The following is an 18,168-nucleotide window of genomic DNA, read 5'->3' on the forward strand; positions in this document are numbered from 1 at the left end:
AAACCCGGCAGGGCGAATCGGCACGGGAGAGGCATGTGACGGCCACACACGCGCAGCCGCACGCAAGAGCGAAAGCGAGTGCCGTCCGCGATGTCCTCGCCCTGATGCTGCTGCCTGTGCCTTTGGTCGTCGCCGCGCTGCCGGGCGCGTTCGCCGGCGGGGGTACGCGGCGGTGGTTCGGCGGGCGCGGTGAGAGTCAGCGGGCCGACGCCCAGGCCGCGAAGGACGGTGCTGCCGCCGCCTTCGTCGAGCTGGACACCGCCCAGCGCGACCTGCGGATCTCGATCGAGACGATCACGGCGGTGGACAGCTCTCCGGGGGGCCGCCGCGTCGTGGATGACTTCGCCGCGCTGGGGCGGCGGATAGACGAGGTGAGCCTCGCCTACATCACCGCCGTCGACGCGCATGATCTCGACCGTGACGATCTGGAGGCCTCCGTCGCCGCCCAGGCGCGCGGTGAGCTGAACCGCGCCAAGGACGAGCTCGTACGCGTCAAGGGCGAGCTCGACCGGTTCGCGCAAGGGCTCGGGCCGCTGCTCGACAAGGCGGAGACGCAGCTCGCCCGGCTGGCGCCCGCCGTGGAGCGGGCACGGCAAGGGCTCCTTTCCGCGAGCAACGCTCTCGATGCGGCGCGGGGCTCCGGTCTGCGGGCGGACGATCTCGCCGCCCGCCTCGCCGCCCTCGGCCCCGAGCTGACCATGCTCAACCAGGGCGCGGGCCGCCACGGCGTCGCCGAGACCCTCCAGCGCGCCGACCGGGTCGTACGCGACGCCGAAGCCGTACGAGCCGAGGCCGAGCGGCTGCCCGAGCGCGCCGCCGAGATCGACAAGCGCCTGGTCTCGCTCCGTACGCGCGCGCAGGCCCTCACCACCCGCGCCGGTTCCGTCGAGCCGGTCCTGAGCGAGCTGCGGCGCCGCTTCTCCGCCGCCTGCTGGCAGGATCTCCAGCCCGTCCCCGAGCAGGCGGCCGTCAGCGTCCGCCAGGCCGAGGAGAGGCTCAAGGAGGCGGCGAAGGCGCGCGAGGACCAGCGGTGGGCGGACGCGACGGCCCTGCTCTCCACAGTGCGAGCGCTGCTGAACACCACGGACGAGGCCGTCTCGGCGGCCGGTGACCGGCTGCGGAGGCTCAACGCCGTGGCGAAGGACCCGCAGCAGGAGATCGACCGGACCCGGTTCGCCATCCGGGACGCGCAGCGCCTCGCCATGGCCGGGCGTAACACCCCGGACCCCCGCCACGCCCGGCCCCTGGACGACTCGGTGGGCCGGCTGGACCGGGCCGTCACCGGGCTGGAGGAGCGCCACCCCGATTACTGGCACTTCCTGACCGAGACCGAGGCCGTACGGCGCACTGTCGCGCGCGTGGTTGAGCAGATCCGCGAGGAGCGGGGCACGGGCGCGGCCTGAGGCAGGCCCTGAGGCAGGTATGTACGGGGTTGTCCGGTCCCGTAAGCGGACGGATCCTTGGAAGGACGAGTACGTCCAGACGAGGACGTCCAAAGGAGGCGGACATGGGCACACGCGTCCCGCATCCCGTAGCCGGAGCCCGAACCCGTCGCATCAGACTCGACGAACATCTGCCTGTCGACCACCGGCTCAGCCAGGTCTACCGCGTCGGCGCGGGCCTCATCGGTCTGGTCCTGGTCGCCTTCGGAATCCTCGGGCTGATCGACCGGATCGGCTTCTTCGACACCGGCGGCGACCGGGTCGCGGGCCTGAATACCAACGGCGCGCTGAGTGTGCTCTCGATCTGCGTGGGGCTGCTGCTCTTCGCCGGGATGGTCATCGGCGGCAACTTCGCCTCCACCCTGAATATGGTCCTCGGCGTCGCCTTCATCCTCAGCGGCTTCGTCAATCTCGCGCTGCTGGACCGCAGCTTCAACCCCCTCGCCTTCCGCATCCAGAACGTGCTGTTCAGCTTTGTGGTGGGCGTGGCGCTGATGTTCTTCGGGATGTACGGGCGGGTCGGCTCGGCCCTGCCGCACGACAACCCGTACTGGAAGGCCCGCCACCCCCAGCGTGCCGCCGAGGAGCAGCGCCGCCGCAAGCGGGCAGCACAGCAGCCCGCACCGCTCAACCGGCCGAAGCAGCGCTGACGGGGAGCAATGACGTGGACGTCGCGGAGAAACTCGCCCGCCGAATCTTCGACGGGACGCACGGCGAGGGCGACATCCTCCATCCGCGCGAGCTCGCGGACCAGCTGCGGGTCAGCCAGAGCGCCATCCATGAGGCGTTCAAGGTGCTGACCACCAAGGGCCTGCTCGGCCACCGGCACAGGCGCGGCACGTTCGTGCGTACCCGGGACAACTGGAACCTCCTGGACTCCGACGTACTGCGCTGGCAGCTCGTCGGCGGCGTGTCCAACGACTTCTTCGCCGACATGCTGGAGCTGCGCCGCTCCATCGAGCCCGCCGCGGCCTCGCTCGCCGCCGCGCAACGTACCGACGAGGACCTCGCCGCGCTCGACGCGGCGCTGGACGCGATGCGGGCGAGCGAGGACGACCCGGTGCTCGCCGTGCGCGCCGACGCCTCCTTCCACACGGCGCTGCTCGCCGCCTCGCACAACCGGTTCTTCGCGCAGCTGCGCCGGGTGATCATTCCGGTGCTGGTCGAGCGTGACCGCCGGGTCCACCTCGCGGGCAGGATCGAGAATCCGGTAGCCGTGCACGCCGCGGTCGTCGATCGCATACGGGAAGAGGACCTCGACGGCGCGTACATGGCCACGCTGGAACTGCTGGACGTGGCGATGCGCCATCACCCGTAGGCTGGCGTCATGCCTCGTTATGAATACCGCTGCCGCAGCTGCGGCGACACGTTCGAAGTGAACCGCCCGATGGCCCAGTCCTCCGACCCGGCGAGCTGCCCGGCCGGTCATGAGGACACGGTCAAGCTGCTCTCGGCGGTCGCCGTCGGCGGTACGAAGTCCGGGGCGGGACCCGCACCCGCTGCCGGCGGTGGCGGTGGCGGTGGCTGCTGCGGAGGCGGCTGCTGCGGCTGAGCCACCCACAGCGACGCCCTCAGCTGCCGAGGTACCGCAGCACCGCGAGCACCCGCCGCGAGTAGCCCGTCGTCCCGGTCAGTTCGAGCTTCTCGAAGATCGCGTCGATGTGCTTCTCGACCGCGCTCTGTGACGCATGCAGCCGGGCGGCGATGGCCGCGTTCGTGTGCCCCTGCGCCATCTCCCCCAGTACGTCCCGCTCCCGCGCGTGGAGCGGGCGGGAAGCCGGCGTACGACATCGGGGCTCGCGCAGTACGGAGTGCTGCTCTTCGCGGGCGTACGGCTGTTCAGGCCGCGGGCAGGTGCGCGCCGGAACTCAGCGAAGCCCTGAAGCGGCGCAGGATCTCCTCGCCCGCCGCGACGCCGGTCTCCGGAAGTACGTCGACGTTCGCGCCCATCCAGCCGCTTTCGGCGAGTTCGCCGTGGCCCGGCCGCCAGCCGTGGTCCGCCGCGAGCAGCAGATCGGCGTCGAGGAGGGAGTCCCCGGCCGCGAGAGTCCGCTCCGCGCCGGTCCGGCGGGCCACTTCGCGCATTGCCGCGCTCTTCGTGAGCGGTTGCGGCACCGCGTAGATCTTGCGCCCCTGGAGGGACACGGTCCAGCCGCGGCCCTCGGCCCAGTCGGCGAGCTCCTTGACCCAGCCCTCGGGCAGCAGCGCACGGTCGACCACGAGGTAGGCGAAGAGGTCCTCCGCGACCCGCTCCTTGAGGAGCCAGGCGGGGTCGGCGGCGCCAAGGAGATGGGCGCGGACCTCGTCCAGCGAGGCGCACTCGTCGGCGAGGCGGGCGGCGACCTGCCGCTGCCAGGCGGGGTCGGAGACGCCGTCGACCAGGATGTGCCCGCCGTTGGCGCAGATCGCGAAGGGCGCGGCGGGGCCGGGGAGGTGGATGCGGTGGTACTGCTCGCGGGTGCGGGTGGTGGACGGTACGAAGACGGCCTCGGCGGCCAGTCGTACGAGCAGCCCGGCGGCCGTCTCCGTCATGTACGACAACGGCTTGGATCCGTACACCTCGACGCAGAGGAGGCGGGGGGCGTCCGCGTCGGGCATGGGGAGCTGGAGGGCGGCGGCGGAGTAGATGAGGGTGCGGTCGAGATCGCTGGCGACGAGAGTACTGGCGGCGGTGCTCACAGGGACGACACCGCCTTGCCGTCCGCGCCGGTCGCGCCGCGTGTGTACTGGGGGTGGATCAGCCCGACGCAGCTGTACGGCAGTTGATCGACCTCCTCGACCGGTACGCCGCGCTGCTCGGCCAGCAGCCGTACGTGGTCGAGGTCGGCGCCCGCGCCGCGCTTGGCGAGGATCTTCCAGGGGACGCGGCGCAGCAGTACGCGCGTCGCCTCGCCGACGCCCGGCTTGACCAGGTTCACATCGTGGATGCCGTACTCCTCACTGATCCGCTCGACGGCCGCCCAGCCCTCCCAGGTGGGCGCGCGGTCCGCGGCGAGCAGCTCCTTGACGTCGGCGCCGACGTCGTCCACGACGTCGGCGAAGCGGGCGGCGACGGTGTCCAGGAAGTGCTGGGAGACATCGCCGTCGGCGAGTTCGCGGTAGAACTTCGCGCCGTGGAAGTCGTGGGGGCCGACGAGGTCGGCGCGCAGGACCGTACGTGAGATGAGGCCGGAGACGGTGGAGTTGAGGCAGGCGGAGGGGATGAGGAAGTCCTCGCGGGTGCCGTAGGTGGAGACGCAGCCACCGGGGTCGGCGAGGACGGCGATCTCCGGGTTGAAGCGGTTGGAGTTGTTGGAGCGGTTGAAGCTGTCGAACTCGGCGAGCGCGGCGGCGAGTTCGCGGGTGATGGCGCCCTTGCCGGTCCAGCCGTCCACGAAGACGACGTCGGCGGGGTCGTGGTGCTGCTGGAGCCAGCGCAGGGCGTTGGCGTCGATGCCCCGGCCGCGCACGATGGACACGGCGTAGTGCGGCAGGTCAAGACCGTGCCGGTACTGGGCCCAGCGCCGCATCAGCACGCCGACGGGAGTGCCCGCGCGGGCCAGCGAGACGAGTACGGGGCGCGGGGACCGCTCGGCGAGAACGGTCTCGGTGACGGTACCGACGGCGCGGGCGATGCGGGTGGCGGAGACGTCGAGGGCGGCCTTGAACAGCTCCTGGTACTGGGCGCTCGGCTGGTACTCGACGGGCAACGACTCGGCGTAGTGCGCGCCACCGCTCTGTATGGCCTCTTCGCGCTCCTCGGTGGGGGCCTCCAGCTCGGCCTCGGAGAGGTCCTGGAGCAGCCAGCCGACGTCGTCGGGCGAGTAGGAGGAGAAGGCGGGGCCGCGGAGGGGGTCGGGCAGCATGGAGGCCCTTTCGGGGGGACCGGGGACGTACGAACCGGGGACGTACGAGGGAACGACGGCGAGGACGACGTGCGGGGTGTGCGCGGCGAGCTGGGCCAGCAGTCCGTCGGGGGCGTGGAGCTGGGGGGTGTCGGCGGCGGAGTCCACGACGGCGACGACGGCGTCGAAGTCGGCGCCCGCGACGTTGTAGGCGTAGCGCTCGCCGGGGCCGTCGGCGGGGTGGTCGTGGGCGGGGAAGAGGAGGCGGCTGCGTATGGCGTAGCCGGGGTGGTCGACGGCGAGGACGGGCGAACGGGTGGTGGTGGAGTACCGCACGTCGGCGTCGAGAACCTGCTCCAGGGCGGTCCCGAGCCGGAGGGGCGCGTACATCAGCTCCTCGAACCCGAGGATGAGTATGCGGGGGCGTCGGCTCGCCCTGGGGGCGGTACGGGCTGTGGCCTCGGCCGCGTCCTTGTCAGGAGCCGCCGTACCGGCGGGGACGGCATTCGAAGCGGTACGGATTGCCGCCTCGGCCGGGCTGCCGCCCGCCGCGCCGGGGGCACCTGCCGCACCCACAGGGCGCCCACCGGGCCCCGCAGGGGCCGCCGCACTGGCAGAACCCGCGCCCGAAGCCGTACCAACAGCCGCCTCGGTCGCGCCCATGGCATGGGCCGCCGTACTGGCAAGGCCGACACCGGACGCGGAGCGGATTGCCGCCTCGGCAGAGCCGATGGGCCTCGCCCCCGGAGCTGTACGGGCTGGCCCGTCGGCCGCGCCCTCGGCAGGAGCCGCCGCGGCAGCGGGGCCGACACCCGAAGCGGTAACAACCGCCGCCTCTGCCGGGCCTCCGCCCCGCGCGTCGGCGGCTTCTGCCACACCTGCAGGGCCGACGCGCGCAGCGCCGTGAGCCGCGCCCTCGCTCGGCGCGTCCACGGCAACCGCCGCGTCGGCGGCGTCTGCCGCACCTGCGGGGGCGGCCCCGGGAGCCGCAGAGGCCGCCACCTCGGTCGTGCCCTCGGCCGGCACGCCGACGGGGCTCCCCCCGAGCCCCGTACTGACCGGAGGGCTCCCCAGCGCCCCCGCTATACGCGCCGCCATACCCGGCAGCGCCGCCTCCAGACGCTCGCGATGGCCCGGCAGGAAGCCGTGCCGCCCGCCGTCCGGTACGCCCGTCGGCCAGGCCAGTTCGACCCGCACCGCCGACGCCCGCCCGGCCGCGACCGCCGCACCCCGCACCGCCGACGCCCGCCCGGCCGCCTCAACCAGAGGCGCATCCGGCATCGCGCCCGCCGGCGGCTCGTGTTCCGCCACCAGTGCCTGGCCCTTCGCCAGTACCCCTTCCGGTAGCCGTACCGTCCCCGATGCCAGCGCCACCAGGTCCACCCGCGCGTCGATCTCCCGCGCGAACGTCTCCAGCCGCGTCCGGTCAGCCGGTGCCCGCATGTCCACCAGGGCCACGATCACGTACCGCTCGCGCGGGTACCGCCCGTGCAGGTCGCGAATCGTGTTCAGCACCGTGTTGCCCGTGGAGAACTCGTCGTCCACCAGCACCAGGGGACCCCGGCCCGACAGCAGCCCGGCGTCCTCCGGCAGCAGCAGATGCGACGTCGCGTGCGAGTGGGACTCCTCGAAGCCGCCCGCCGTCCGTACGCCCTCGACCGGGCGGCGCGTCGAGTGCAGATACGGCGCAAGCGCCACCCCGTCCGCCACCGAGTGGCCCAGGCCCGTCGCCGTCTCCGCGTAACCCAGCACCACCGAGCGCGCCGCAGCCTCGTCACCCAGCAGCTTCCGCACCCGTTCGCCCAGCGCGAAGCCCGCTCCGTAGACGACCGCCGGGCTCTGCGGCACATGCTTGCCGAGCACGTTCGACACCAGCAGGTGCGCCCGCTTCGGGTTGCGGCGCAGCGCGAGGCCCAGCAGGTCCGGCAGCCGGTCGTCGCCTGTCAGGCCGACTCCGAGCCGGTCGGCCACCCAACTGCCCGACCACACCACGTTCGCGTGCTCCCTTTTCGTCATCAGCGGGCAAGCCCCGCCGCCAGCAGGTCCACAAAGCCCACATCCTCGTTCGCGACGCCGAAGACCTCGGCCCGCAGCAGCGTCCGCTCCGCCCACGCGCGGTGCGGCTTCACCTCGTTCATCTTGTTCGTGTACGCCGAGCGCAGCACTCCCCCGCCGCCCCGCTCCGGCCGCAGGATGTCCTGCGCGTCGCTGAACTCCTCGTGGCTGACCACGGACAGCGCGTGTACGGGCAGCACATGCGAGGGGTGGATGCAGGTCTTGCCGAGCAGCCCATTGGCCCGGTCGAGCTCAATCTCGCGCAGCAGACCGTCCAGGTCGTGTTCGATGAGCGTCGTACGCAGTTCCTCTGCCCGCCCTTCGAGGAACGGGCTCCGGCGCAGTTGTGGCTTGAACATGCGCTCCTGAAGCCGGAAGTACTCCCACACCGGGCCGGTGATCGTGAACCCCGTGCCGTCGGAGCGCCCCAGTACGTTCACCACGTCCGCGATGACCGCCGCGACGATCCGTACGTCGTACGCCGTCATGTCCGGTGACCTGCGCAGTCCGTACGCCGAGCAGAAGTCGGTGACGCCGAGCCGCACCGCGAGCACCCGCTCCCGGTATTTGTCGACGGTCCGGGCGACCCCGGTCAGCGTCTCCGTCCGGGTCTCCAGGTGCAGCAGCTCCGGCGATTCCAGGACGGGCATCGCGAAGAGCCGCCGTCCGCAATCGGCCTCCGCCGCCGCGAGGGCCTCCAGGAAGGGGACGCCGCGCTCCTCGGTGAACTTCGGGAGTACGAATCCGGACAGCAGCCGCCCCGCCGGGCCCAGCCGCCTCACCAGGTCGGGAATCTGGGCGGGCTCACGGACCCGGATGAACAGCAGCGGCGGCTCACCGCCCCACGCGTCGAGCTCGGTGAACTGTGCGACCAGATTGGCTTCCGCGCCCTCGACCTCGCGGTCGTCGATGGAATCCTCCAGGCACAGCACCATCGAGACGACTCCGCGCCCCGCCTGCTTCACCACGTCAGCGGCGAGCTGCGGCCGGGTGGCCGGGGAGTAGAGGGTCGCGCCCAGAGCCGCCGCGAGGGTCCGGCTCGACGAATCCGCGCCGAACTCGCCCGGCTCCTGGTGGAACAGCCCCTTCTGGGCCGCAGGCGCGATGTGCCCGAAATGACGCATATTCCATATCCCCCGTACTGCCGTTGCGGCCCGGACAACCCGACAATTTGTGGCTGGTAGTGGCCGGTAATAGTACGTAAGCACAGGTGTCAACAGTTCCCCAAGTGCATGAACGCCAGGTAACTCGTCTGCTTATAGCCCCTGCCGAACCGGGACCCGCGTTGTCCGCACCGCCCCCGGGGAGGCAGGATGACGGAATGACGCACGCGATGCTGAAGGGCTCCAACGTCCCTCTCGATGCCATGGCCGTACGGGCCGTGCTGCGCTGGACCCCCGGCGCCGGAGTCCCCGACGTGGACGCCTCGGCCCTGCTGCTCGGGTCCGACGGCCGTGTGCGCTCCGACGAGGACTTTGTCTTCTACAACCAGCCGCGCCACCCCTCGGGGCTGGTGCGGCGGCTGCCCAAGAAGCGGATCGGCGAGCGGCTGACCGACACCGTCGAGGCTGATCTCGCGGCGCTGGAGCCGTCGGTCGACCAGGTGGTGCTCGCGGCCTCCTCGGACGGCGACACGTTCCAGTATGTGCATGACCTGCGGATACTGCTCTACGACGCCGCCCTGGCCGACAGTGAGCCGCTGGCCGTCTTCGATGTGAAGCCGGAGACCGGCGAGGAGACGGCGATCATCTGCGGTGAGCTCTACCGGCGCGGGGACGGGTGGAAGTTCCGCGCGGTGGGGCAGGGCTACCCGACCGGCCTGATCGGGCTGGCCACGGCGTTCGGCATCTCGGTGGACGAGTCGGAGGCCGGAGGGGCGGGGGCGGCGCCAGCCGCGGCGGCGGCGACCGAGCCGTCCACGGAGCTGCCGCACGCCCCGCAGTCCCCGCAGCCGACCTACGGCTACCCGCCGCCGCAGCCTCCGGCCCAGCCGCCCGCGTACGGCTATCCGCAGTCGACCCAGCCCGCTTCGGTCCCGCCGCCCGCCTACGGCTACCCGCAGCCCGCCGCCGCTGCCGCCTACGCTCCCGATCCGAACTTCCGGCTGCCCCCGATGGGTCCCCAGTTCGTACGGCCGTAGGGCGCCGGCAGGGCCTCAGACCCGGTTCTTGTAACCGCGGCCCCACTGCAGGCCCCACCCGTACAACCGGTCCAGCTCCGCCTGGAAGCCGTATACGAACTTCACCTCACGCCGCACAATCAGCTCACCCTTCACATTCTCCATGGAGAAGATCGCGCAGGACCGCGCCTGCGGCGCCCGTTCGTCGAGCTCTATCTCGACCCGCGGTCCGTTGCTGGGGTAGAGCGTCACATGCGCGTGCGTACGGTCGAAGGCCGGTGTCTGGTCGTAGATGTACGCGAAGAACAGCAGCCGCTTGATCGACTCCCGGTGGTCGAGATTGACGTAGATCGTCTCGCCGGAGGGGGAGCCGAACCGGTCGTCGCCGCTGAGCTTCACAAAGGGCGGCTCGTTGATGGCGCCGAAGAAGCTGCCCAGCGGCTGCACCACGCCCTTGCTGCCGTCCTCCAGCTCGTACAGACAGCCGAGGTCGAGGTCCACATTGACCACGCCCTGGGTGTGCGCCTGGACCACCTCGGGCTGGAAGAGCTTGAGAGGGTGGCGCAGCAGTCTGCCGCTCTGCCTGGACCGGCCCTCGATGTCGGACGTACGCATCCGCCAGGACAGATTGACGCGCAGATTGCCGGTGGCCGCGCCCTGCTTGGTGAGCGAGACCGATGGACGCCGCCTGGTCAGCGAGATGGAATTGGTCGCGGCGTTGCCCGAGTCGAACTGCGAGGTCCTCCCCCGCCACAGATTGTCCCAAGAGACCATGCCCCCCACCCCCACATGCGTCGATGAAACCGCGCGTTGACAACGGCGGGGCGGCTCCTGAGGCGCTGCCGCCTCGGAGCCGCCCCGCTCAGAGCGTTCCTCAATCTCCGCCGTGTCACACCTTGGCGGAGACCTCCCCCGGTTCTGTTCCCTCTTGGGCCAGCGCCTTGTTCCGGCGCAGCGACGACCAGAACGACCAGGCGATCAGCACCACGCCGACCAGACCAGTGATGAACTCGCTGATCTGGTACTGGATGGTGATGAGCAGGATCACCGCGAGCGCGCCGATCGCGTAGTGCGCGCCGTGCTCCAGGTAGACGTAGTCGTCCAGGGTGCCCTGGCGGACCAGATAGACCGTGAGCGACCGGACGTACATGGCGCCGATGCCCAGGCCGAGCGCCATCAGCACGATGTCGTTGGTGATGGCGAAGGCGCCGATCACACCGTCGAAGGAGAAGGACGCGTCCAGGACCTCCAGGTAGAGGAACATGAAGAACGCGGCCTTGCCGGCCACCGCCATCGCGGAAACCGGCTTGCCGGACTTCTTGGCCTCTTCCTCCAGCTCGTGCTCGTGCTCCTCCTCTTCCTCCAGCCGGTTCTCGAAGAAGCCGGACAGACCGCCGACGATCAGATACGTGACGAGCCCCATGACGCCGGAGAGCAGCACGGTCGCCGCCTTGTCGGCGTGCCCCGCGTGCTGGTGGGCCTGGGTCGCGAAGGTCATGGCGGTGATGAGCAGCACGATCAGGGCAATGCAGACCGAGAGCATGTCGATCTTGCCGAGCTTGGCGAGCGGGCGCTCCAGCCAGCCGAGCCACTTGATGTCACGGTCCTCGAAAATAAAGTCGAGGAAGATCATCAACAGGAACATGCCACCGAACGAGGCGATGGAGGGGTGAGCGTCCGTAACCAGTTGCTCATAGCGTTCCGCGTCGTTGAACGCCAGATCGACCGCCTCAATGGGGCCCATCTTGGCACTGATGGCGACGATCACGACGGGGAAGACCAGTCGCATGCCGAATACGGCGATGAGCACGCCGATGGTGAGGAAGATCTTCTGCCAGAAGGCGCTCATCTTCTTCAGGATTCCGGCGTTGACCACCGCATTGTCGAAGGACAGCGAGATCTCGAGGATGGACAGGATCGCAACGACCCCGAACCCGGTCCACCCGCCGTAGAGCACCGCCGCAACCAGCCCGAGCGCCGTGATGGCGAACGACCAGCCGAAGGTTTTCAGAACCACTGGTACCCAATCGTGTAATGGGGTCCGCCCGGGCGAAGCCCGGGGGGAGGGTCACCCGCGCACCGAGTACGGGTTTCCCCCACTCCGTGCACGGCTTTACGAAACGTTGACCCCGAAGTCTAGAGCGATGCCCCTCAGCCCCGACGCGTACCCCTGCCCCACGGCACGGAACTTCCACTCGCCGCCATAGCGGTAGAGCTCCCCGAAGATCATCGCGGTCTCGGTCGAGGCGTCCTCGCTCAGGTCGTAACGGGCCAGTTCCTGGCCGTCCGCCTGGTTGACGACGCGGATAAAGGCATTGCTGACCTGGCCAAAGGTCTGGCCGCGATTGTCGGCCTCATGGATGGAGACCGGGAATACGATCTTGTCGACATGGGCCGGGACCGTGGAGAGGTCCACGAGCAGGGACTCGTCGTCGCCCTCGCCCTCACCCGTGAGGTTGTCGCCTGTGTGCTCCACACAGCCGTCGGGACTCTTGAGGTTGTTGTAGAAAATGAACCACTCGTCGCCGAGCACTCGCCCTGACTGGCAGAGCAGCGCGCTGGCATCGAGGTCGAAGGGCGCTCCGGTGGTGGAGCGCGCGTCCCAGCCGAGCCCTACCAGTACCTGCGTGAGGTTGGGTGCGGCCTTGGAGAGGGAGACATTGCCTCCCTTGGCGAGCGTGACGCCCATGATCGTGATCCTCCCCGGGTGACGTGGTGCGAGGTGGGCGGCTGCGGAGATGGAGCTCCCGCAGGTGTTGATCCACGACCGGCGCCGCACGAAGGTGTGCGGCGCCGGTAGCGGTGGTGCTGCTGCTGGCTCAGACGTTCACGCCGAAGTCCTGCGCGATGCCGCGCAGCCCCGAGGCGTAACCCTGCCCAATGGCACGGAACTTCCACTCCGGGCCACTGCGGTACAGCTCGCCGAAGACCATCGCGGTCTCGGTCGAGGCGTCCTCGCTCAGGTCGTACCGGGCGAGCTCTTTGTTGTCCGCCTGGTTGATGACGCGGATGAAGGCGTTGCGCACCTGGCCGAAGGACTGCTGGCGGCTCTCGGCCTCGTAGATGGAGACCGGGAAGACGATCTTGTCGACGTCTGCCGGGACGCCGGCCAGGTTGACCTTGATCTGCTCGTCGTCGCCCTCGCCCTCACCCGTGATGTTGTCGCCGGTGTGCTCCACCGAGCCGTCCGGGCTCTTGAGGTTGTTGAAGAAGACGAAGTTCGAGTCGTTGGTGACCTTGCCCTGGTCGTTCGTCAGCAGCGCGCTGGCGTCCAGGTCGAAGTCACCACCGGTGGTGGTACGAGCGTCCCAGCCCAGACCGACGATGACTGCGGTCAGGTTGGGCGCGGCCTTGGACAGCGAGACATTGCCGCCCTTGCTGAGGCTGACTCCCACGAGTCCCTCCATGTGATGACAGGGGCAGCGCCCCCGTTACTGCGTTGGTATCGGATCAACGACTGGATCCTAGTGACCGGTTCCCGCTCACAGTGCTATTTCAGGGGTATACCCCCTGAAATCAGAGGCCGGCCAGAACCTCGACGTAGTCATTGAGATCGCGGGCGTCCGGCAGGCCGTTGACGACGGTCCACCGGACCACGCCCTCCTTGTCGATGACGAAGGTCCCGCGCACGGCGCACCCCTTCTCCTCGTCGAAGACCCCGTAGGCGCGCGAGACCTCGCCGTGCGGCCAGAAGTCCGACAGCAGCGGGTACTCCAGACCCTCCTGATCAGCGAAGACGCGCAGCGTGTGCATGGAGTCGTTGGAGACGGCGAGCAGCTGTGTGTCGTCGTTGACGAACTTCGGCAGCTCGTCACGGAGCGCCTGGAGCTCGCCCGTACAGACCCCGGTGAAGGCGAAGGGATAGAAGACGAGCACCACATTCCTGGCGTCATTCGGGTGGTCGCCCGGGCGCTGGAAGTCGGAGAGCCGCACGGTGCGGCCGTGGTTGTCCTTCAGCTCGAAGTCCGGGGCCTTGGTGCCGGCCTCGATCGCCTGGATCGACTCGATCGCCATAAAAGTATTCCCTTCGCCCGATCGGTGTCCCGATGGGTGTCTCGATGGGTGTCTCGATGGGTGTTCAGCCTACGCAGAAGGGCCCCCGCCCGACTCACGCCGGAAGGGGGCCCATGGTGCCTGGGTGGAGCGGCTCAGCGCTTCGACTTCGCCGCCTTGGGAGTCACCAGCCTGCTGCCGGTCCAGTCCTTGCCGGCGTTGATGCTCCTGGTCTGGGAAAGACCGGCGGTCTGGGCGGCCTCATTGATGTCACTGGGCTCGACGTAACCGTCACGGCCGGTCTTGGGCGTCAGCAGCCAGACCACTCCGCCTTCATCGATCAGACCGATGGAGTCCACCAGTGCGTCCGTAAGGTCGCCGTCCTCGTCCCGGAACCACAGCAGTACGACGTCAGCGACGTCGTCGTAGTCCTCGTCGACGATTTCTTGGCCTGTTGCGGCCTCGATGCCCTTACGGAGCTCCTGCTCGACGTCATCGTCGTAGCCGATCTCCTGGACCACCTGTCCGGGCTCGAACCCCAGCCTTGCGGCTGGGTTGGTCCGCTCCTCCGCGTGGTCCGCGGTCGCGCTCACGGCTTGCCTCCTGATCGTTTTCGGAAAATGCTGCAGCCGCGCGCGTACGCGTGGCGTTGGCCGTAGTCCACACGGGCGGGGCGGATCGCGCAAGTACCCGACGGTCCAGACCGCCGAAACGGTGACGTTTGGGGCCGTCTCGACGCAACTCCAGGCACAACCGAGCACCGCTCGTGACAGACACTGCACGATTCAGTCATCCTTGCGCATCCTTGCGGCTTTCCGTCCAGTCCGCCCACCGAAGGCGGCCGAACGGCCAAACGAAACTCATGGATGGTTTGGGCGTAAGGTTGCGATTTGACCGGTCCGGGTACCCGATTGTTTTACCGGAAGTCTCCGGGAACCGCGGGTTACCCCCCGGTAAAGATGACGTTTGCTTCCCCGCGGTACACGATGGAGGCGGCGCGGCAGCGCCCCATAGGCGGCAGCACCCCCCGAGCAGCGAAGGAATAGCGTGGCTTCCGGATCCGATCGCAACCCGATCATCATTGGCGGCCTTCCCAGCCAGGTCCCGGACTTCGATCCCGAAGAGACCCAGGAGTGGCTGGACTCTCTCGACGCCGCGGTCGACGAACGGGGCCGGGAGCGCGCCCGCTACCTCATGCTCCGCCTCATCGAGCGCGCCCGCGAGAAGCGCGTGGCCGTGCCCGAGATGCGGTCCACCGACTACATCAACACCATCGCCACCAAGGACGAGCCGTTCTTCCCCGGCAACGAGGAGATCGAGCGCAAGGTCCTCAACGCCACCCGCTGGAACGCCGCGGTGATGGTCTCCCGTGCGCAGCGCCCGGGTATCGGCGTCGGCGGCCACATCGCCACCTTCGCGTCCTCCGCCTCCCTCTACGACGTGGGCTTCAACCACTTCTTCCGCGGCAAGGACCAGGGCGACGGCGGCGACCAGATCTTCTTCCAGGGGCACGCGTCCCCCGGCATCTATGCCCGCGCCTTTATGCTCGACCGCCTCAGCGAGGCGCAGCTCGACGCCTTCCGCCAGGAGAAGTCGAAGGCCCCCAACGGCCTGTCCAGCTACCCGCACCCGCGGCTGATGCCGGGCTTCTGGGAGTTCCCGACCGTCTCCATGGGCCTGGGCCCGATCAGCGCGATCTACCAGGCGCGGATGAACCGCTATATGGAGGCGCGCGGTATCGCCGACACCTCCAGGTCGCATGTCTGGGCCTACCTCGGCGACGGTGAGATGGACGAGCCCGAGTCGCTCGGCCAGCTCTCCATCGCCGCGCGCGAGGGCCTGGACAACCTCACCTTCGTCGTCAACTGCAACCTCCAGCGCCTCGACGGCCCGGTCCGCGGCAACGGCAAGATCATCCAGGAGCTGGAGTCGCAGTTCCGCGGCGCCGGCTGGAACGTCATCAAGCTGGTCTGGGACCGCTCCTGGGACCCGCTGCTCGCGCAGGACCGGGACGGCGTCCTGGTCAACAAGCTGAACACCACGCCGGACGGCCAGTTCCAGACGTACGCCACCGAGACCGGCGCGTACATCCGCAAGCACTTCTTCGGCGACGACCAGCGGCTGCGCGCCATGGTCGAGCACATGACCGACGACCAGATCCTGCACCTGGGCCGCGGCGGCCACGACCACAAGAAGGTCTACGCGGCGTACGCGGCGGCCAAGGCCCACAAGGGCCAGCCGACGGTGATCCTCGCCCAGACGGTCAAGGGCTGGACGCTCGGCCCGAACTTCGAGGGCCGCAACGCCACCCACCAGATGAAGAAGCTGACGGTCGACGACCTCAAGCGCTTCCGCGACCGGCTGCACATCCCGATCAGCGACAAGCAGCTGGAGGAGGGCCCGCCGCCGTACTACCACCCGGGCCGCGAGTCGGAGGAGATCCAGTACATGCACGACCGGCGCAACGCGCTGGGCGGATATGTGCCCACCCGGGTCGTGCGCTCCAGGCCGCTCCTCCTGCCGGAGGACAAGACGTACGCGGCGGTCAAGAAGGGCTCCGGGCAGCAGTCGATCGCCACGACCATGGCGTTCGTACGGCTGCTCAAGGACCTGATGCGGGACAAGGAGATCGGCAAGCGGTTCGTGCTGATCGCGCCGGACGAGTACCGCACCTTCGGAATGGACTCGTTCTTCCCGAGCGCGAAGATCTACAACCCGCTGGGCCAGCAGTACGAGGCGGTGGACCGCGATCTGCTGCTGGCGTACAAGGAGTCGCCGACCGGCCAGATGCTGCACGACGGCATCTCGGAGGCGGGCTGCACGGCGTCGCTGATCGCCGCGGGCTCCGCGTACGCGACGCACGGCGAGCCGCTGATCCCGGTGTACGTCTTCTACTCGATGTTCGGTTTCCAGCGGACCGGCGACCAGTTCTGGCAGATGGCCGACCAGCTGGCGCGCGGCTTCGTGCTGGGCGCGACCGCCGGCCGTACGACCCTGACGGGTGAGGGCCTCCAGCACGCGGACGGCCACTCGCAGCTGCTCGCCTCGACGAACCCGGGCTGTGTCGCGTACGACCCGGCCTTCGGTTTCGAGATCGCGCACATCGTGCGGGACGGTCTGCGCCGGATGTACGGCTCCGACGAGGAGCACCCGCACGGCGAGGACGTTTTCTACTACCTCACCGTCTACAACGAGCCGATCCAGCATCCGGCGGAGCCCGCGGATGTCGACGTCGAGGGCATCCTCAAGGGCATCCACCGCTTCAAGGCGGGCGAGGCGGGGGCGATCCCCGCGCAGATCATGGCGTCCGGTGTGGCCGTGCCGTGGGCGGTCGAGGCGCAGAAGATCCTCGCGGCGGAGTGGAACGTCAAGGCCGATGTCTGGTCGGCGACCTCCTGGAACGAGCTGCGCCGCGAGGCGGTCGACGTGGAGCTGCACAATCTGCTGCACCCGGAGGAGGAGCAGCGCGTCCCGTGGGTGACGCGGAAGCTGTCGAGCTGCGAGGGGCCGTTCGTCGCGGTCTCGGACTGGATGCGCTCGGTGCCGGACCAGATCGCGCGCTGGGTGCCGGGGACGTACCAGTCGCTGGGCGCGGACGGCTTCGGCTTCGCGGATACGCGGGGCGCGGCGCGGCGCTTCTTCCACATCGACGCGCAGTCGATCGTGCTGGCGGTGCTGACGGAGCTGGCGCGGGACGGCAAGGTGGACCGCTCGGTGCTGAAGCAGGCGGTGGACCGGTACCGGCTGCTGGACGTGGCGGCGGCGGACCCGGGGCCGGCGGGCGGCGACGCCTGAGGCTCGACGGCTGACGTGAAGGGCGGTGGGCCTCCCGGAGGCCCACCGCCTTCGTGTTCTCCGCGCCGCCTGGCACGATGCGGTCCATGAAACAGCGAACGGCGCAGGTCCGGTGGGAACAGTGCGCGCAGATACCCCTGCTGGTGCTCGCCCTGGCGTTCGCGGTCGCGTACGGGGTGCCGATCGTGGCACCGGACGCGCAGCCCTGGGTGAATGAGCTCTGCAAGGTCACCGAGTGGGTGGTGTGGGGCGCGTTCGCCCTCGACTACCTCGTACGCCTGGCGCTGGCACCGGGCAAGCGCCTCTTCATCCGCAGCCATCCCCTGGATCTGGTGGCGGTCCTGCTGCCACTGGTGCAGCCGCTGCGGCTGCTGCGGCTCGTCTCGACACTGCTGCTGGTGGGCCGGCGGGCCAGGATGGCGTCGCAGATCACGCTGACGACGTATGTCGGCGGCGCGGTGGTGGGCCTGCTGATGTTCGGCTCGCTGGCGGTGCTCTCGGTGGAGCGGGACGCGCCCGGCGGCAACATCAAGACGCTGGGCGACGCGGTGTGGTGGTCGTTCACGACGATGACGACGGTCGGATACGGCGATCACGCCCCGAAGACGGGGCTCGGGCGGGTGCTCGCGGTGGGGCTGATGCTGTCGGGGATCGCGCTGCTGGGTGTGGTCACGGCGAATATCGCGGCCTGGTTCATCTCCCGCTTCGAACGCGACGACGCGGAGGAGAAGCACCAGACGGCACTCCTGGAAACGCTGACGGCGGAGGTCCGGTCACTGCGTGCGGAGGTGGCGAGCCTGTCGGGCGGGCGCGTGCCGGGTGAGGGCGTGCTGGACTCGGGCGTGCCGGGTATGGGTGTGCCGGGTACGAGGGCGGCTCCCGCTCCTGAACAGCCTGTTTAGAGCTCACGCCCGGCGAGCGGGCGGGCCAGGGCTGTGCG

16 protein-coding genes and 1 pseudogene are annotated in these 18,168 nt (G+C 69.6%); 7 read left to right on the forward strand and 10 right to left on the reverse strand.

What is annotated here, in order from left to right:
• Positions 1-35: 35 nt before the first annotated feature.
• The 4 genes from ACIHCQ_RS37840 to ACIHCQ_RS37855 all read left to right on the forward strand — a co-directional run bounded on the left by ACIHCQ_RS37840 (position 36) and on the right by ACIHCQ_RS37855 (position 2,994).
• Positions 36-1,403 carry a hypothetical protein gene (locus ACIHCQ_RS37840; protein ID WP_399672939.1) on the forward strand — a complete coding sequence of 456 codons (1,368 nt, stop codon included), beginning with the start codon at positions 36-38 and terminating at the stop codon, positions 1,401-1,403.
• Between the two features lie 104 nt (positions 1,404-1,507).
• On the forward strand, positions 1,508-2,092 hold the full coding sequence (locus ACIHCQ_RS37845; protein ID WP_399672941.1) for a DUF4383 domain-containing protein: 585 nt from the start codon (positions 1,508-1,510) through the stop codon (positions 2,090-2,092).
• Between the two features lie 14 nt (positions 2,093-2,106).
• Positions 2,107-2,760, forward strand: a complete 654-nt coding sequence (locus ACIHCQ_RS37850; RefSeq protein WP_399672943.1) for a FadR/GntR family transcriptional regulator — start codon at positions 2,107-2,109, stop codon at positions 2,758-2,760.
• Between the two features lie 9 nt (positions 2,761-2,769).
• On the forward strand, positions 2,770-2,994 hold the full coding sequence (locus ACIHCQ_RS37855; RefSeq protein WP_399672945.1) for a zinc ribbon domain-containing protein: 225 nt from the start codon (positions 2,770-2,772) through the stop codon (positions 2,992-2,994).
• A 19-nt stretch (positions 2,995-3,013) separates the two neighbouring features.
• On the opposite strand, the pseudogene ACIHCQ_RS37860 reads toward ACIHCQ_RS37855, so the two are convergent.
• From ACIHCQ_RS37860 to ACIHCQ_RS37875, 4 genes and pseudogenes are all read right to left on the reverse strand, one after another.
• Positions 3,014-3,208: pseudogene (locus ACIHCQ_RS37860) on the reverse strand (response regulator transcription factor); the annotation flags it as partial.
• Between the two features lie 73 nt (positions 3,209-3,281).
• Positions 3,282-4,121: an HAD family hydrolase gene (locus ACIHCQ_RS37865; RefSeq protein WP_399672947.1), complete on the reverse strand. Its 840-nt coding sequence runs from the start codon at positions 4,119-4,121 to the stop codon at positions 3,282-3,284.
• Positions 4,118-7,282 carry a phosphoribosyltransferase domain-containing protein gene (locus ACIHCQ_RS37870; RefSeq protein WP_399672949.1) on the reverse strand — a complete coding sequence of 1,055 codons (3,165 nt, stop codon included), beginning with the start codon at positions 7,280-7,282 and terminating at the stop codon, positions 4,118-4,120. Before ACIHCQ_RS37870 ends, ACIHCQ_RS37865 begins: the two co-directional genes overlap by 4 nt.
• Complete coding sequence (locus ACIHCQ_RS37875; protein WP_399672951.1) at positions 7,282-8,445, reverse strand: HpcH/HpaI aldolase/citrate lyase family protein; 1,164 nt, start codon at positions 8,443-8,445, stop codon at positions 7,282-7,284. Before ACIHCQ_RS37875 ends, ACIHCQ_RS37870 begins: the two co-directional genes overlap by 1 nt.
• A gap of 197 nt (positions 8,446-8,642) precedes the next feature.
• Between ACIHCQ_RS37875 and ACIHCQ_RS37880 the strand changes: the two genes are divergently transcribed.
• Positions 8,643-9,461, forward strand: coding sequence for a TerD family protein (locus ACIHCQ_RS37880; RefSeq protein WP_399672953.1), 819 nt, complete (start codon positions 8,643-8,645; stop codon positions 9,459-9,461).
• Between the two features lie 15 nt (positions 9,462-9,476).
• Here the strand turns inward: ACIHCQ_RS37880 and ACIHCQ_RS37885 are convergent, their stop codons facing one another.
• The 6 genes from ACIHCQ_RS37885 to ACIHCQ_RS37910 all read right to left on the reverse strand — a co-directional run bounded on the left by ACIHCQ_RS37885 (position 9,477) and on the right by ACIHCQ_RS37910 (position 14,026).
• Positions 9,477-10,214 (reverse strand): Tellurium resistance, encoded by a 738-nt coding sequence (locus ACIHCQ_RS37885; RefSeq protein ID WP_399672955.1) that lies wholly within the window; start codon positions 10,212-10,214, stop codon positions 9,477-9,479.
• 115 nt (positions 10,215-10,329) lie between these two features.
• Positions 10,330-11,457, reverse strand: coding sequence for a DUF475 domain-containing protein (locus ACIHCQ_RS37890; RefSeq protein ID WP_399672957.1), 1,128 nt, complete (start codon positions 11,455-11,457; stop codon positions 10,330-10,332).
• A gap of 96 nt (positions 11,458-11,553) precedes the next feature.
• Entirely contained in the window at positions 11,554-12,129 is a 576-nt protein-coding gene (locus tag ACIHCQ_RS37895; protein WP_399672959.1) for a TerD family protein, read from the reverse strand.
• Between the two features lie 130 nt (positions 12,130-12,259).
• Positions 12,260-12,835, reverse strand: coding sequence for a TerD family protein (locus tag ACIHCQ_RS37900; RefSeq protein WP_399672961.1), 576 nt, complete (start codon positions 12,833-12,835; stop codon positions 12,260-12,262).
• Between the two features lie 121 nt (positions 12,836-12,956).
• Positions 12,957-13,454 carry a peroxiredoxin gene (locus ACIHCQ_RS37905; RefSeq protein ID WP_399672963.1) on the reverse strand — a complete coding sequence of 166 codons (498 nt, stop codon included), beginning with the start codon at positions 13,452-13,454 and terminating at the stop codon, positions 12,957-12,959.
• A gap of 134 nt (positions 13,455-13,588) precedes the next feature.
• On the reverse strand, positions 13,589-14,026 hold the full coding sequence (locus ACIHCQ_RS37910; RefSeq protein WP_399672965.1) for a DUF3052 domain-containing protein: 438 nt from the start codon (positions 14,024-14,026) through the stop codon (positions 13,589-13,591).
• Between the two features lie 454 nt (positions 14,027-14,480).
• On the opposite strand from ACIHCQ_RS37910, the gene aceE reads away from it, so the two are divergent.
• Positions 14,481-17,228 (forward strand): pyruvate dehydrogenase (acetyl-transferring), homodimeric type, encoded by a 2,748-nt coding sequence (gene aceE / locus ACIHCQ_RS37915; RefSeq protein ID WP_399672967.1) that lies wholly within the window; start codon positions 14,481-14,483, stop codon positions 17,226-17,228.
• A gap of 86 nt (positions 17,229-17,314) precedes the next feature.
• A complete protein-coding gene (locus tag ACIHCQ_RS37920; protein WP_399672969.1) occupies positions 17,315-18,130 on the forward strand; it encodes a potassium channel family protein in 816 nt (271 codons plus the stop codon).
• Positions 18,131-18,168 lie beyond the last annotated feature (38 nt).

This window comes from Streptomyces sp. NPDC052236 (genome assembly GCF_044548015.1).
Lineage (GTDB): Bacteria > Actinomycetota > Actinomycetes > Streptomycetales > Streptomycetaceae > Streptomyces.